At 72.2% G+C, this 15,488-nt stretch carries 14 protein-coding genes; 6 read left to right on the top strand and 8 right to left on the bottom strand.

The features are described 5' to 3' along the window. Positions 1-301: 301 nt before the first annotated feature. On the top strand, positions 302-1,663 hold the full coding sequence (locus AC1DWH_RS11725) for an MATE family efflux transporter (RefSeq protein WP_477093967.1): 1,362 nt from the start codon (positions 302-304) through the stop codon (positions 1,661-1,663). Between the two features lie 49 nt (positions 1,664-1,712). Here AC1DWH_RS11725 and rplI read toward each other — a convergent pair whose 3' ends face one another. The 5 genes from rplI to AC1DWH_RS11700 all read right to left on the bottom strand — a co-directional run bounded on the left by rplI (position 1,713) and on the right by AC1DWH_RS11700 (position 5,951). Further along, positions 1,713-2,162: a 50S ribosomal protein L9 gene (rplI, locus tag AC1DWH_RS11720; RefSeq protein ID WP_456846269.1), complete on the bottom strand. Its 450-nt coding sequence runs from the start codon at positions 2,160-2,162 to the stop codon at positions 1,713-1,715. Positions 2,163-2,176: 14 nt separating this feature from the next. Further along, the gene (gene rpsR / locus AC1DWH_RS11715; RefSeq protein ID WP_028051084.1) at positions 2,177-2,413 is read right to left on the bottom strand and encodes a 30S ribosomal protein S18; all 237 of its coding nucleotides are present in this window, start codon (positions 2,411-2,413) and stop codon (positions 2,177-2,179) included. Positions 2,414-2,490: 77 nt separating this feature from the next. Continuing rightward, positions 2,491-3,027 carry a single-stranded DNA-binding protein gene (locus AC1DWH_RS11710; RefSeq protein WP_477093813.1) on the bottom strand — a complete coding sequence of 179 codons (537 nt, stop codon included), beginning with the start codon at positions 3,025-3,027 and terminating at the stop codon, positions 2,491-2,493. Between the two features lie 72 nt (positions 3,028-3,099). Further along, a complete protein-coding gene (gene rpsF, locus AC1DWH_RS11705) occupies positions 3,100-3,393 on the bottom strand; it encodes a 30S ribosomal protein S6 (RefSeq protein WP_034611334.1) in 294 nt (97 codons plus the stop codon). Positions 3,394-3,566: 173 nt separating this feature from the next. After that, positions 3,567-5,951 carry a transglycosylase domain-containing protein gene (locus AC1DWH_RS11700; protein WP_477093812.1) on the bottom strand — a complete coding sequence of 795 codons (2,385 nt, stop codon included), beginning with the start codon at positions 5,949-5,951 and terminating at the stop codon, positions 3,567-3,569. Between the two features lie 299 nt (positions 5,952-6,250). On the opposite strand from AC1DWH_RS11700, the gene AC1DWH_RS11695 reads away from it, so the two are divergent. The 3 genes from AC1DWH_RS11695 to AC1DWH_RS11685 all read left to right on the top strand — a co-directional run bounded on the left by AC1DWH_RS11695 (position 6,251) and on the right by AC1DWH_RS11685 (position 8,888). Further along, a complete protein-coding gene (locus AC1DWH_RS11695; RefSeq protein WP_456846272.1) occupies positions 6,251-6,901 on the top strand; it encodes a PadR family transcriptional regulator in 651 nt (216 codons plus the stop codon). After that, positions 6,898-7,989: an inositol-3-phosphate synthase gene (locus tag AC1DWH_RS11690; protein ID WP_456846273.1), complete on the top strand. Its 1,092-nt coding sequence runs from the start codon at positions 6,898-6,900 to the stop codon at positions 7,987-7,989. Before AC1DWH_RS11695 ends, AC1DWH_RS11690 begins: the two co-directional genes overlap by 4 nt. Positions 7,990-8,612: 623 nt before the next feature. Beyond that, a complete protein-coding gene (locus AC1DWH_RS11685) occupies positions 8,613-8,888 on the top strand; it encodes a hypothetical protein (RefSeq protein ID WP_477093811.1) in 276 nt (91 codons plus the stop codon). A gap of 33 nt (positions 8,889-8,921) precedes the next feature. Here AC1DWH_RS11685 and AC1DWH_RS11680 read toward each other — a convergent pair whose 3' ends face one another. After that, on the bottom strand, positions 8,922-10,286 hold the full coding sequence (locus tag AC1DWH_RS11680; protein ID WP_477093810.1) for a TolB-like translocation protein: 1,365 nt from the start codon (positions 10,284-10,286) through the stop codon (positions 8,922-8,924). Further along, positions 10,276-10,833, bottom strand: a complete 558-nt coding sequence (locus AC1DWH_RS11675; RefSeq protein WP_456845193.1) for a sigma-70 family RNA polymerase sigma factor — start codon at positions 10,831-10,833, stop codon at positions 10,276-10,278. Before AC1DWH_RS11675 ends, AC1DWH_RS11680 begins: the two co-directional genes overlap by 11 nt. 120 nt (positions 10,834-10,953) lie before the next feature. Here AC1DWH_RS11675 and AC1DWH_RS11670 point away from each other — a divergent pair, with 120 nt between their 5' ends. Together AC1DWH_RS11670 and AC1DWH_RS11665 are read left to right on the top strand one after the other, a co-directional pair. Further along, positions 10,954-12,264: an MFS transporter gene (locus AC1DWH_RS11670; RefSeq protein WP_477093809.1), complete on the top strand. Its 1,311-nt coding sequence runs from the start codon at positions 10,954-10,956 to the stop codon at positions 12,262-12,264. Beyond that, positions 12,261-13,940 (top strand): PP2C family protein-serine/threonine phosphatase, encoded by a 1,680-nt coding sequence (locus AC1DWH_RS11665; RefSeq protein WP_456845195.1) that lies wholly within the window; start codon positions 12,261-12,263, stop codon positions 13,938-13,940. Before AC1DWH_RS11670 ends, AC1DWH_RS11665 begins: the two co-directional genes overlap by 4 nt. Here AC1DWH_RS11665 and AC1DWH_RS11660 read toward each other — a convergent pair. Then, positions 13,915-15,423, bottom strand: a complete 1,509-nt coding sequence (locus AC1DWH_RS11660) for a CCA tRNA nucleotidyltransferase (RefSeq protein ID WP_477093808.1) — start codon at positions 15,421-15,423, stop codon at positions 13,915-13,917. The genes AC1DWH_RS11665 and AC1DWH_RS11660 overlap by 26 nt on opposite strands. Between the last annotated feature and the right edge of the window lie 65 nt (positions 15,424-15,488).

The raw sequence follows: 15,488 nt of genomic DNA, 5'->3' as shown, positions 1-15,488 counted from the left end.
CACATGTTCCATGGGGGGTCTGACATCCACGCCCACGCAGGTCCCCGAGCACAGATCGGGAGCTCGCACACGCGACGTTAGGGGTCCTGCGCCACTCCTCCAAACGCAGGAATCCGCCTGTGGGGAACCCCCGGCACATCTGTGAGGACACCTGCCGAGAACTGTGGAGGACCGCTCGCCTACTGTGAGGGAGCCTGTGGATCGGGACCGAATTTATCCACAGGCCGTGGACAGTGGTGTGGACGACCAGACGAATCTGGGCACGGATCTGCGCCTCACCCGCGCAAACGCTGTGCACGTGCTGTGGACGCGAGAAGGGTTGGCCGAGATTTCATCTGTCGGACACCGATCCCCGGGCTTGGACCGGCAGATACTCGCGCTCGCCCTCCCGGCGCTCGGCGCCCTGGTCGCCGAGCCCCTCTTCGTCCTGGTCGACTCCGCCGTCGTCGGCCACCTGGGCACCGCCCCGCTGGCCGGTCTGGCGCTCGCCTCGACGGTCCTGGTGACGGTCGTCGGCCTCTGCGTCTTCCTCGCCTACGCCACCACCGCGGCCGTCGCGCGACGCCTCGGCGCCGGCGACCGGACCGGTGCGCTGCAGGTCGGCGTCGACGGCATGTGGCTCGCGCTCGGCCTCGGAGTCGTCCTCGCCGCCGCGACGTGGCTCAGCGCGCCGTGGCTGGTGGGAGCCCTCGGTGCAACCGGCGAGGTGGCCGAGCAGGCCGTCATCTACCTGCGCTGGTCGTCGCCGGGCCTGCCCGGGATGCTGCTGGTCCTCGCGTCGACGGGCGCGCTGCGCGGGATGCTCGACACCCGCACACCGCTGGTCGTCGCGTCGGTCGGCGCCGTCGTCAACGCGGTGCTCAACATCGTGCTCGTCTACGGCGCGGGCATGGGCATCGCCGGCTCCGGGCTGGGCACCGCGCTGACCCAGATCGCCATGGCCGTCGCGCTCACCCTCGTCGTGGTCCGCGGCGCCCGTGGCGTGGGCGCGCACCTGCGACCGGCGGCCGGGGGCATCTGGGCCAACGCGCGTGCGGGCACCCCGCTGTTCGTGCGCACCCTGTCCCTGCGCCTCGCGATCCTGCTCACGGTCTGGGTGGCCACCGGCCTCGGCGCCGTCGAGCTGGCGGGGCACCAGGTGGTCGCCGCCGTCTGGGGGCTCGCCGCGTTCGCGCTCGACGCCCTGGCCATCGCCGCGCAGGCCCTGGTCGGGCACGGCCTCGGCTCCGCCGACGTGCCGCGCGTCCGTGCGGTCCTGCGCCGGACCCTGCAGTGGGGCGTCGGGGCCGGCGCCGCGCTCGGGCTCGTCATCGGCGGGCTCTCGTGGGCCTACGTGCCGCTCTTCACCGCCGACGACGACGTGCGCCGGGCCGCCGTCGCCGCGCTCGTCGTCGCCGCGGTGACCATGCCGATGGCCGGGTGGGTGTTCGTGCTCGACGGCGTCCTCATCGGCGCCAGCGACGGCCGGTTCCTCGCCTGGGCCGGCATGGCCACGCTGGTGGTCTACGTGCCGTTCGCACTGGCCGTCCGCGCCGCGGCCCCGCCGGGCGCGGCGGGGCTGGCGTGGCTGTGGGCGGCGTTCGCCGGCGTCTTCATGCTGGCCCGCGCGGCGACCACGGGCTGGCGCGCCCGCGGCACCGCCTGGATGGTCACGGGGGCATAGAAGCGCCCCGCTCCCACGAGGGGAACGGGGCGCTTCCGTGCAGCTCAGCTCAGGCTGCGACGACCTTGACGGTCACCGTCGCGGACACGTCTGCGTGCAGACGGACCGACACCTGGTACTCGCCGAGGGCCTTGATCGGCTGACCGATCTCGACCTTCCGCTTGTCGATCTGCGGCGCGCCCGACTTCTTGACCGCGTCAGCGATCTCGGCAGTCGTGACGGCACCGAACAGACGGCCCGACTCGCCGGCCTTGGCCGACACGACGACCGGCTTGCTCTGCAGCGAGTCGCGGATCGCCTTGGCGTCGTCGAGCGTCGCGATCTCGCGGGCCTTGCGGGCCTTGCGGATCGCGGTGATGTCCTTCTCGGCGCCCTTGGTCCAGGCCGTCGCAAGGTTGCGCGGGACGAGGAAGTTCCGGGCGTACCCGTCCTTCACCTCGACCACGTCGCCGGGGGCACCGAGGCCGGTGACCTCGTGGGTCAGGATGATCTTCGCCATGATGGTCTCCTTTCTCAGCGCGCCGACGACGAGTACGGCAGGAGTGCCATCTCGCGGGCGTTCTTGACGGCACGCGCGATCGCGCGCTGCTCCTGGACGGACACACCGGTCACCCGGCGAGCGCGGATCTTCCCGCGGTCGGAGATGAACTTGCGCAGCAGCGCAGTGTCCTTGTAGTCGACGACGTCGATCTTCGCCGCCTTGAGCGGGTTCTGCTTCTTCTTCGGCTTTCGGACCACGGCCTTGGCCATCGTGGTGCTCCTTGTCTGCTGGAGCCCTGGGCGTTGCCGTGCCCAGGGATGGGGAATGTCTGAGTGTCAGGCGCCGATCAGAACGGGGGCTCGTCGGAGTAGCCGCCACCGGAACCACCTGCGGGCGTCGCCCACGGGTCGTCCTGCTGGCTGCTGCCGCCGCCGGAGCCACCGAATCCGCCGCCGCCGCCACCGTTGCTGAAGCCGCCGCCGCCCCCGCCGCCGAAGCCACCGCCGCCGCCACCCGAACGCTGGGTCCGGGTGACCTTGGCCGTGGCGTAGCGCAGGGACGGGCCGACCTCGTCGACCTGGAGCTCGTACACGGTGCGCTTCTCGCCCTCGCGGGTCTCGTAGGAGCGCTGCACGAGCCGACCGGTCACGATGACGCGGGTGCCCTTGGTGAGCGACTCGGCGACCGACTCGGCCGCCTCCCGCCAGATCGAGCAGCGGAGGAACAGCGTGTCGCCGTCCTTCCACTCGTTGCTCTGGCGGTCGAACGTACGGGGGGTGGACGCGACGGTGAAGTTCGCGACCGCAGCCCCCGTGGGGGTGAAGCGCAGCTCGGGATCCCCGGTCAGGTTCCCGATCACCGTGATGACGGTCTCACCGCTCATGCCCAGCTCCTCGTTCGTTCGATCAGTCGGTTGATGTGGAGCCGCACGCTACGTGCAGCCACCCACACGAGATCAGGCGTCGGCGCGAAGGACCTTGGTCCGCAGGACGACCTCGTTGAGGCCGAGCTGGCGGTCGAGCTCCTTGGCGGTCGCGGGCGTCGCGTGGAAGTCGATGACGGCGTAGATGCCCTCGGACTTCTTCTGGATGTCGTAGGCAAGCCGACGACGACCCCAGATGTCGACCTTGTCGACAGTGCCACCGTCGGTCTTGACGACCGTCAGGTACTTGTCGAGCGACGGAGCAACGGTGCGCTCCTCGATCTCGGGGTCAAGGATGATCATGAGTTCGTACTGACGCAGGCTCATACCCACCTCCTCTGGTCTCAGCGGCCACGGTCGATCCGTGGCAGGAGGGTGTGTGCGTCGCTGAGCCGCGAGCTCCGTCCATGACGACGGCCTCTCCGGGCACAGCAATCTCCAAGGCTACCCGGCCGGAGGCCACGGCCGAAATCGGCTGTGGACGACCGGGAGCCCGGAAGCTAGGGGGTCGGCGTCGGCGTCGGTGTCGCCGGTGCCTTCGGGCCGGTCGAGATGACGAGCGTCACCCCGCTGCCGGCCGCGACGACGGTGCCGCCGCCGGGGTCGACGCGGATGACCCGGCCGGACGTCACGGTGTCCGAGGACTCGGACGCGACGGACGGCGAGAGCCCCGCGTTCATGACCGCGGCGGTCGCGTCGGCCTCGAGCTTGCCCTCGAGCCCGCTCGGGACGGCGATCTGGGTCGGCGCCTCCTGCGTCGGCTCAGGCGCGGCCGTCTCGGTCTGCGTGGGCGCGGGCGTCGCCGACGTCGTCGGCTTGGGGCCGACGTTCGCACGCTCCGGGAAGTCCTGGACCGTCGAGTACGGCGCCTGGGCGAACACGGCGGACATGTACGACTGCCACAGGAACGCCGGCCAGGTCGCACCGGTCACGAAGTCGACAGACCTGCCGTTCTTCTTGTGGCCCCACGCGGTGATGGTGTCCTGCGCCTTGCCGTCCTCGCCGGTCTGGCTCAGCGACACCTCGGTGACGATGCTCGGCGTGAAGCCGACGAACCACGCCGACTTGTTCTCCTGCGACGTACCGGTCTTGCCCGCGATCGGTCGGTCGAGGGGCTGGATCCAGTCCTTGCCGGAACCCTTCTGGACCACCTGGGTCATCGCGTACGTCGCATCGGCGACGACGTCGGGCGCGAATGCCGTCGCCGACGTGTCCGGGTGCTGGTACGCGACCGAGCCGTCGGGGTTCTTCACGGACCGGACGATGAACGCGTCGTGGCGGGTGCCCCCGGAGGCGATCGTCGCGTAGGCCGTGGCCATCTCGAGCGGGTGGACCGAGGTGGTGCCCAGCACGTTGGCGGGGTTCGACTCGACCGGCGTCACGACGCCGGCCGCCTTCGCCGCCGCGGCCGTCTTCTCGGGACCGATCTGGAGGTTGAGCTGGGCGTAGACCGTGTTGACGGACTGCGCGGTCGCCTCGACGAGGTCGATCTTGCCGAACGACTCGTTGCCGAAGTTGCCGACCATCTTCGACGGCGAGTCCCAGCCGGCCAGCTTCTGGTCGTCGCGGCCGCTGAACCGCGTGGTCAGCGGGACGCCGTCACCGAGCGCCGCGAGCAGCGTGAAGGGCTTGAACGTCGAGCCCGCCTGCACGGTGTCGTACGTGGCCGCGTTGCGCTGGTCGGCGAGGTAGTCGCGCCCGCCGTACAGCGCGACGATCGCGCCGTCCTTGGGATCGACCGACGAGATCGAGACGCGCAGGCGGTCGCTCGCCGGCTTCTCGCCGTCCTGGTCGGGCAGGGTCCCGTCGAGGAAGCCGTTCGCCGCGGCGACCGCCGAGTCCTGGATGGGCTTCTGGATCGTCGTCTGGATGGCGAAGCCGCCCCGGTTGATCTCGTCGTCGGACAGGCCCATGGGGCCGCTGCCCAGCTCGTCGCGGACCATCTCGAGGAGGAAGCCGTCCGGGCCCTTCATCGTGTTCGAGCGCTTGTACTCGACCGTCGCCGGGAACACCATGGCCGCGCGGTCGGTGGCCGACAGCCAGCCCTGGCTCTCCATGGAGTCGAGGACGATGTTCCAGCGGGCCTCGGCCTTGGCCGGGCTCTTCGCCGGGTCCCAGTTGTTGGGCGACGGGATGATGCCGGCCAGGAGCGCGGCCTGCTCGCGGGTCAGCGCGGCGGCATCGACACCGAAGTACGCCTGCGCGGCGGCCTGGATGCCGTACGAGTCACGGCCGAAGTAGATGGTGTTCAGGTAGGCGCCCATGATCTCGGGCTTCGACTGCGACTTGGCGATCTTGACCGCCAGCAGCGCCTCCTTGAACTTGCCGACGTAGTCCGTCGTCGTCTTGTCGACGTAGTACCGCTCCACGTACTGCTGCGTGAGCGTGGACCCGCCCTGCGTCTTGCCGCCGCGGATGTTGTTGAGGAACGCGCGGCCCATGCCCGTGACCGAGATGCCGCTGTTGTTGGTGAAGAACGTCTTGTCCTCCGCCGCGGCGACCGACTGGCCGACGTACTCGGGGAGCGAGGAGTACTCGACGATCTGACGCTTCTGCGCGGAGAACGTGCCCATCACGGGGCCCTGGCTGCCGTCGGTGTTGGCGTAGTAGACGGTGGAGGTCTGCGCGCGCGTGTCGTCGGCGGGGTCGGGGATCGTCGTCGACGCGTACGCCGCGACGACGGCACCGACGCCGAGGAACCCGATGACGATGAAGGTGCCGATGACGACGCGCCACGACGGCAACCAGCGGTGCAGGCCGTGGAAGCCCGTGCGCGGGTAGTCGACGAGGCGACGCTTGGGGGCGCTGCTGCGCGACGAGGACGTCGAGCCGCGGGGCGCACTGCGCTTGCCCCGGGCGGGAGCCCTCCGATTCGTGCCTGCCAACGCGCTGCCTTCCGTCCGACGACTGGGGATGGGCGAGCCCGCCCGTTTCCGGGCAGGCGTCAGCCGCTGAGCCAGTATGGGGGACCGCTCTGTGCTGGTCAGGGGACCCACGGCCGGTTTCGGCGGTCCTTCACACGATCGGCACGGCGCCCGCGAACGCCCACCTCAGACAGGGCCCGGGAACGTGACCGCGGTCACCGGCGGCGGGTCGGACTTGCTCGGTCCGTCGTTCTCGACATACTCTCCGGATGTATCGAGTTGATACATCGACTCCACCAACATCCTGAGGAGGTGCCCCCGTGCGCGGTCGTTCCGACGTGCTCGAGCCGGCCATCCTCGGGCTGCTGCACGAGTCCCCGATGCACGGCTACGAGCTGCGCAAGCGGCTCAACCTCGTGCTGGGGTCGTTCCGCGCGCTGTCGTACGGCTCGCTGTACCCCTGCCTGAAGTCGCTGGTCGACCGTGGGTGGATCCAGGGCACGGAGTCGATCGTCGCGCCGCACACCGTGGCGTCCAAGCGCGCCCGCATCGTCTACCAGCTGACCGCCGACGGCAAGGAGCACCTCCAGGAGGTGCTCGCGTCGTCCGGGCCGGCCACCTGGGAGGACGAGAACTTCGACGTCCGGTTCGCCTTCTTCGGGCAGACCGACGCCGAGACCCGTCTTCGGATCCTCGAGGGTCGGCGCACGCGCCTGACCGAACGGCTCGAGACGGTCCGCCTGTCCTTCGCCCGCACCCGCGAGCGCATGGACGAGTACACCCTCGAGCTCCAGCGGCACGGCCTCGAACAGGTCGAGCGTGAGGTCCGCTGGCTCGACGGGCTGATCGACAACGAGCGCGGCCTCCGTCGCACCCGTCCTGCAGGCACCGGTCGTCCGGCCGTTGCTGACACACCCGCTGGGGACGACGACGTCGCCCCCGCGCGAACCACCGAGAAGGAGCGAGGATGACCTCCATCCGCGTCGCCATCGTCGGCGTCGGCAACTGCGCCGCGTCGCTTGTCCAGGGCGTGCACTACTACGCCGACGCAGACGCCAACAGCACCGTGCCGGGTCTCATGCACGTGCAGTTCGGCGACTACCACGTGCGCGACATCGAGTTCGTCGCCGCGTTCGACGTGGACGCGAAGAAGGTCGGCTTCGACCTCTCCGAGGCCATCGTCGCCTCCGAGAACAACACCATCAAGATCGCCGACGTCCCGCCGCTCGGCGTGACCGTGCAGCGCGGCGTGACCAACGACGGTCTCGGCAAGTACTACCGCGAGACGATCACCGAGTCGGACGCGGAGCCGGTCGACATCGTCGCCGCCCTGCGCGAGGTCCAGGCCGACGTCCTGATCTGCTACCTGCCCGTCGGGTCCGAGATCGCCGCGAAGTACTACGCCCAGTGCGCGATCGACGCCGGTGTCGCGTTCGTCAACGCCCTGCCCGTCTTCATCGCGTCCGACCCGGTGTGGGCCGCGAAGTTCGAGGCCGCCGGTGTCCCGATCGTCGGCGACGACATCAAGTCGCAGGTCGGCGCCACCATCACGCACCGCGTTCTCGCGAAGCTCTTCGAGGACCGCGGCGTCGTGCTGGACCGCACGTACCAGCTGAACGTCGGCGGCAACATGGACTTCAAGAACATGCTCGAGCGCGAGCGCCTGGAGTCCAAGAAGCTCTCCAAGACGCAGGCCGTGACCTCCAACCTGACCGGCCCCCTGGGCGGCAAGAAGGAGGACCGCAACGTCCACATCGGCCCGTCGGACTACGTCGCCTGGCTCGACGACCGCAAGTGGGCGTACGTCCGCCTCGAGGGTCGCGCCTTCGGTGAGGTCCCCCTGAACCTCGAGTACAAGCTCGAGGTCTGGGACTCGCCCAACTCGGCCGGCATCATCATCGACGCCCTGCGCGCCGCGAAGATCGCCAAGGACCGCGGCATCGGCGGCCCCATCCTGTCGGCGTCGACGTACTTCATGAAGTCCCCGCCGGTCCAGATGGAGGACACCCTGGGCCGCGCCCAGCTGGAGTCCTTCATCCGCGGGGAGAACGAGCGCTGAGCTCGAACCACCCGCTGACCTGACGACGAAGGCGCGCGTCCCCTCGGGGGTGCGCGCCTTCGTCGTGCCCGGCACCACTAGATGAAGACTTTGTCGCGCTGGGTGCGACAAAGTCTTCAGCTAGGCGGGCTGTGGATGGGGTGCACAGGTGGCCCGACACGTGCTGCAGGCTGCTTGGGTGGCGGGCGTGCGCGGCGGGGGGTCGATCGGCGGCCGTCTGCCGGCGCAGCTTGGTAGTCGTGCGCGGGAGGTGATCGCGCATCAGGACGCGGTCGCGACCACCGCGCAGCTCCAGGCGTGGGGGGTCCACCGCGCCCTGATCGCCCGGCGGGTCGCCACGGGCGAGTGGCAGCACCTGTTCCGAGGTGTGGTCGTGCTGCACTCGGCGACGATCACCTGGCACCAGAAGGCACGCGGTGCGCTGCTCTACGCCGGCGAGGGTTCCGCACTGTCCCACCGGTCGGCAGCGTTCGTGCACGACGTCGTTTCACGGACGGGCGCTGCTGCTCGAGCTCCTCGGCGAGGCCGAGCCGGGCATCGAGTCCCCGCTCGAGCACCGGTACGCCCGAGACGTCGAACGGCGCCACGGGCTGCCGCGAGCTCGTGCGCAGGTTCGCGACCGGGTGGGCGGGCGGTGGATCCGGGCCGACCGGGTGTACGAGGGGCTCGGTGTCCGGGTCGAGCTGGACGGCCGGCTCGCGCACCCGACCGGGCGGACGGACGACGACACCTGGCGGGACAACTCCGTCGTCATCGAGCGGTCCGAGGTCACGCTCCGCTACCGGTGGCGGCACGTGGCGGTGGAGCCGTGCGCGACGGCCGGTCAGGTGGCGTCCGCCCTGCGCGCCCGCGGCTGGACCGGAGGCGCGACCCGCTGCTCGCCGACGTGCGCGCTGTGAACGAGCCGGGCCGTCGGGGGTGGTTGGGGTGGATCATCGCGCGGCGACCACCCACGACGACAGGCCCACGGCCCATCCCTCGCCGGGCGGCACCGGTCCCAGCACCACCGGGGTGCCTGCGGCGCCGTGCAGCGTGAGCTCCGTCGGCAGGCTCGTCGCCTCGCAGCCCGGCGTCTCCGCCACGTAGACGGACCCGTCGGCTGCGGCGAGCCCGACGGTGCCCGTGGCGAGCTGCACGGGCGTCCCGTCCGTCAGGTACACGCCCTCGGGGCACGCGTTCGCCGTCGCGAGCCCGGGCGTGAGCGGGACCCCGGCGAACGCCACGACGCCGTCGCTCACGAACGTCCCGGCACCGGCCGACGTGAACGGGTCGCCCTCGACCTGCTGCCGCACGGTCGTCACGGTGCCGTCCAGCCCGGCGCGCACCAGACGCGGGTTCCACTCGAGCGGGCCGCCGCCGCCCGTGAAGTCGAAGCACTGGGCCAGCAGGCCGGTCGCGTCGATCCAGGCCACGGTGCTGCACTGCGCGTTCGGCTGCCCGTACGGGATCGCGGTCCGGGTGCCGTCGACCACGTCGACGACGACCACCTCGTCGGCCGACGCCGTGTCGGTGGCGACCAGCCGGCCGTCGGGGCTCACGCTCGGGCGCGCGGCCGACGACCCGAGCGAAGCGATCGACCGGACGTCCCCCTCGGTGGGGAGCACGTAGGTGTCGGGCGCGGCGGGTCCGTCGACCGGGGTGATCCAGACCTCGGCCCCGCCGGCCGCGGCCGTCACGAAGGTGGCTCCGGCCGGGAGCCGGCGCGGGTCCGGGGTGAGCGTGCCGGTCGCCAGGTCGAGGGTGGCAGGGGCGCCGTCGGTCAGCACCCGCGCGGTCGTCGCGCCGGACTGCCACGAGACCAGCTGCACGGCAGCGGCCGTCGACAGGTCCGCCACCAGGTAGCGCTCGCCCGACGGGGACACGAGCAGCACGTACTGCCCCGCGACCGCACCGTCGGCGGAGGACGCCGGGCGGTAGGTGGTGAGCACCCAGCCCGGGGTCGGCGTGCCGAGCAGACCCGTCGGCAGGGGCAGCGCCGACGGCATGCCGGGGGCGGTGATCGGCGACGGGGCAGGGGTCGGCGTGGGGGTCGGTGACGGTGTCACGACCGTGGGCGACGGCGTCTGCGCGGGCGGCGGCGGGTTCTGCGTGCCGCGCGTGCCCAGCCAGCCTGCGGTGACGATGCCGGCGACGGCCGCCACGGCGACGGACGACTCGGCGGAGTGCCGGACGATCCTGCGGTGCCGGACGCGGCGGACGGTCCGGGCGAGGGCCGCGGACGCGGGGGTGATCCCGGCGATCTCACGCTCCTGCGCGTCGAGGGCGTCGGCCATCAGGTCGCTCAGGTCACGCGTCATGGCGCACCTCCGGGGTGGGGACCAGGCGGACGGGCTCGCCGTCGCTGGTCGTGCTCGTCGTACCGAGCAGGGCGTTCAGGGTGCCGACGCCGTCGGCCACGTAGCGCTTCACGGCGCCCTCGCTCAGGCCGAGCAGGGTCGCGGTCTCGCGGACGGACAGGTCGTCGACGTGCCGCAGGACGACGCAGGCGCGCTGGCGGGGACTGAGCCGGGCCAGGGCGGCGCGGAGCTCGTCGGGCAGCCCGCGCGCCGGCGCGTCCCCCGCCACGGGGTCCACGAGCGCCGAGGCCCGCTCGATCGCGGCGTGCTCCACGGCGTCGTGCCGGGTGCGGTCGATGAACCGGGACACGATCGCGCGCCGGACGTACTGCTCGGCCTGCTCGACGGAGCGGAACCGCGCCCGCCCGCCGAACGTCGACACGAGGGCGTCCTGCACCAGGTCCTCGGCATCGGCGCGCGACCGGACCAGCAGCATCGCGCGGGCGACCAGTCGGGCGTAGCGCTCGGCGACGACCTGCTCGAGCATCGGCTCCCAGTGCCCGCTCATCGCGCCTCCTCACGCCGTCCTACCAAGACAACGAGCGTGGGCGCCAGGAGGTTGTGGGTGCAGTGAGTCCCGTGAGCTCGTGTCGTCAGCGCCCGGAGGACCGGGTGGGAGGATGACCCGGTGCAGGTGATCGCCGACCTCAGGGCCCTCTGGCCGCTCCGGGACTTCCGCAAGCTCTTCGCCGTCCGGCTCACGAGCCAGACGGCCGACGGCATGTTCCAGGTCGGGCTGGCCACGCTGTTCTTCTTCTCGCCGGAGAACGCGAGCACGGCGGTGGGGGTCGCGACGGCGTTCGCGGTGCTCCTGCTGCCGTTCACCATCGTCGGGCCGTGGGCCGGGGTGCTGCTCGACCGGTGGCGCCGCCGGCAGGTGCTGTTCGTCGGCAACCTGGTCCGCGTCGCGATCACGCTGCTCATCGCCGTGATCATGGTGACCGACGGCGTCGGTCCGGCCGTGTACGTCCTCGCGCTGGTGAACCTGTCGATCAACCGGTTCCTGCTGTCGGCGCTGAGCGCCTCGCTGCCGCGGACGGTCGACGGCCCGCTGCTGCTCACGGCCAACTCCCTGACCCCGACGCTCGGGGCGGTGGCCGCGGGCGTCGGCGGGCTCGTCGGGTTCGTGCTGGGCCTGGTGCTGCCGGCCGGGCGGGGCAAGGACGCGGCCGCGCTGTTCGTCGCGGCGGCCGTCATGGCGGTCGCGGCCGGCCTGGCCACGCGGCTGGGCAAGGACCGGCTGGGTCCCGACGAGCGCGCCGACGCCCGTCAGATGCGCGCCGAGCTCGGCCTGCTCGCCCACGGCCTGGTCGCCGGGGCCAAGCACCTGATCGCGCGGCGGACCCCCGCGCGGGCTCTCGGGATCATGGCCGCGCACCGGTTCCTGTACGGCGTCACGTTCATCGCCAGCATCCTCATCGCCCGCAACCTGCTGTCCGACCCCGCGGACGCGAGCGCGGGGCTGCGTACGTTCGGCCTGGTCCTGGGGGCGTCGGCGGCGGGGTTCGTGCTGGCCGTCGTGCTCACGCCGGTGTTCTCCCGGCGCACGGGCCCGCACGTGTGGATCGTGCTCTGCCTCCTGCTGGCCGCGGTCAGCCAGCTGCTGCTGGTCGCCTCCGCCGGCCGGACGGCCGTGCTCGTCGCCGCCGGCGCGCTGGGCCTGGCCGCGCAGGGCGCGAAGATCTCGGTCGACACGATCGTGCAGCGGGACACCGACGACGCGTTCCGGGGCCGGGCGTTCGCGCTCTACGACGTCCTCTACAACGCAGCCTTCGTCGGCGCCGCCGCGCTCGGCGCCCTGACCCTGCCGGACACCGGCTACTCCCGCGGGCTGTTCTTCGTCCTCGCGCTCGCGTACGCCGGGTTCGCGGCCCTCTACGGGTCCGCCTCCCGGGGGGTACCGGCGGCGGACGTCGCCGAGGCACGATTGGCCTCGTGAGCAGCGACGACGGGGTGATGGACGACCTCCCGCTGCACGCGGTCCTCAGCAGCGACCTGGCACTGTCCATCTCGGACGCGCGGCAGAGCGATGCCCCCCTCGTCTGGGTCAACGCCGCGTTCACCCGCCTCACCGGCTACCCGGCCGACGAGGTCCTGGGACGCAACTGCCGGTTCCTGCAGGGCGCCGACACCGACCCGCTGGTCGTGGGCCGGATCCGGACCGCCCTGGACAAGGGCCACGCGAGCGCGTCGGTGATCCGCAACTACCGGCGTGACGGCTCGCCGTTCTGGAACCAGGTGGTCATCAGTCCCGTGGTCGACGAGGCCGGGACCGTCACGCACCACATCGGCATCCAGGCCGACGTCACGGACCGGGTGGACGCCGAGCGCGTCCGCAACCTGGAGGTGGACTCGGTCGAGCAGTCGACGGCGCGGCTCGACCTGCTCGCGCGGATCAGCGACGAGATGGCCCGGCACCTCGAGTACGACGACGCCGTCGACGCGCTCGGGGACATGGCGGTGCCCGCGCTGGCGACCTGGGGGTTCGTCGCGGTGACCGACGATCGCGGCCGGTTCACCCGGGTCCACCTCGTCGCGGGCGACCCCGACGACCGCGAGACCGCCCGCGCCCTGGCCAACGAGGACCTCAGCTGGCTCACGCGGGCACCCAAGATCACGGAGGCGCTGACCAGCAGCCCGGGATTCGTCGCGACGCCGTACCAGGTGGACGTGCCGGGCCTCCCGGGGCGCACCACGTCCGTCCAGCTCGACCTCCTGCGCCGGCTCGGGCTCGGCAGCGCGATGATCGTGCCCCTGCGTGCCCGCGACCGGGTGATCGGGGTGCTCTGCCTGGTCGCCGTCGACGGGTTCCGCCCGGACGCGGCCGTCACGGCGGCCCACCTCGGGCGCCGCGCGGGCTTGGCCCTGGACAACGTCCGGCTGTTCCTCGCCGAGCGCAACGCCGCGCTGACCCTCCAGCACAGCCTGCTGCCCGAGATCCCGCACATCGCCGGGCTCGACGTCGCCGCCGCCTACGTCCCCTCGACGCGACGGACCGAGGTCGGTGGCGACTGGTTCGATGTCCTCCCCCTGCCGGACGGCGCGATCGGCCTGGCGGTCGGAGACGTGGTCGGCCACGACCTGCGTGCCGCCGCCGCGATGGGCCAGCTGCGCTCGCTGCTGCGGTCGTATGCGTGGGAAGGGTCCTCACCGGGCCAGGTCCTGGCCCGTGCCGACGAGCTGGTGCGCGGGCTCGACCTCGCGGACATCGCCACCTGCGCCTACCTGCGCTGGGAGTCGTCCGACGCGGGAGCGCACGTCACCTACGCGCGCGCCGGCCACCCGCCGCCCCTGCTCCGGCTGGCGGGCGGCGAGGTGCTCGCGCTCGACGAGGGGCTGTCGACGCCGATCGGGCTGGCCGGACCCGGCGGCGCCGAGGCGAAGATCGACGTCCCCGCGGGCGCCACCCTCGTCCTCTACACCGACGGGCTGGTCGAGCGGCGGGACCGCGGGCTGCGCGAGGGGATCGCCGCCCTCACCGCGGCGCTGTCGGCACTGCCCGACGGTGCCGACTCGACCACCGTGAAGGACCGGCTGGTCGAGGCGTTCGTCGGGCAGCACCAGGAGGACGACGTGTGCCTGCTCGTGGTCAGGCGCGCGCAGCCCACCAGCTGAGCAGCTCCTCGCGCGCGACGTCCGGACCCAGCGGTCCGCGCTCCATCCGCAGCTCCAGCAGGTACCGGTAGGCCTCGCCCACCTCGCGCCCCGGCGCCAGCCCAAGGATCTCCATGATCTGCGTGCCGTCGAGGTCGGGCCGGACCGAGTCGAGCTCCTCCTGCTCCTGCAGGCGCGCGATCCGCTCCTCGAGGTCGTCGTACGCCGCGGACAGCCGGGCCGCCTTGCGCAGGTTCCGCGTGGTGCAGTCGGACCGGGTCAGCCGGTGCAGCCGCTCCAGCAGCGGACCCGCGTCGGTCACGTAGCGCCGGACGGCCGAGTCGGTCCACCCGCCCTCGCCGTACCCGTGGAACCGCAGGTGCAGCTCGGTCAGGCGCGCCACGGCCTGCACGGTCGCCTTGTCGAAGCGCAGCTCCTTCAGGCGCTTGGCGACGAGCTTCGCGCCGACCATCTCGTGGTGGTGGAAGCTGACGCCGCCGCCCTCCTCGAACCGCCGGGTGCGGGGCTTGCCGATGTCGTGCAGCAGCGCCGCCAGCCGCAGCACCAGGTCGGGCCCGGGAACCGCGCCGTCGGGACCGGTCTCCAGCGCGATCGCCCGCTCGAGGACCATCAGCGAGTGCTCGTACACGTCCTTGTGCCGGTGGTGCTCGTCGATCTCCAGGCGCAGCGCGGGCAGCTCGGGCAGCACGTGCTCGGCCAGCCCCGTGTCGACCAGCACCTCGAGGCCCGCGCGCGGCTGCGCCGAGACCAGCAGCTTGCTCAGCTCGTCGCGCACCCGCTCGGCCGACACGATCGCGATGCGGTCGGCCATGTCGACGATCGCCGCGCGCGCCGCTGGGTCGACCGCGAACCCCAGCTGGGCCGCGAACCGGGCGGCGCGCATCATCCGCAGCGGGTCGTCGTCGAACGACTGCCGGGGGTCCACCGGCGTGCGCAGGATCCCGGCGGCGAGGTCCGTCAGGCCGTCGAAGGGGTCGACGAACGTCAGCTCCGGCACGCGGACGGCCATCGAGTTGACGGTGAAGTCGCGGCGAGACAGGTCGCCCTCGAGCGAGTCGCCGAACGCGACCTGCGGCTTGCGGCTCGCGGGGTCGTACTCGTCGGTCCGGTACGTGGTGACCTCGACGACGACGTCCTGCGCCAGCGAGGAGCGGCGGCCGGCGAACCTGCGGGCCCCGATGGTGCCGAACTCCTTGCCGATGTCCCAGTGCGCGTCGCCCCAGCGCGCGAGGATCGCCTCGGTCTGGTCCGGCGACGCCGACGTCGTGAAGTCGAGGTCGGCCGACACCCGGCCGAGGAAGGCGTCGCGCACGGGGCCGCCGACGAGTGCGAGCTCGTGGCCCGCCGCGCGGAAGAGCGAGCCCAGCTCGAGGGCGTCGGCGGGCAGAGCCGCGAGCACGCCGAGCGCACGCTTCTGCAGGGCCGCGAGCGCGGCGCCCAGGTCGGGCGTCTCGGGGTCGTCGGACTGATCGAGGGGCGGCACTCGTCCAAGCCTGCCAGACGTCTGCCGCGATGCGGACGGGACCCCGGGTGCCAAGTCGTTACAGT

Source organism: Cellulomonas sp. P2_F12, from assembly GCF_056403775.1.
This window is presented reverse-complemented; position numbering and strand designations above follow the sequence as displayed.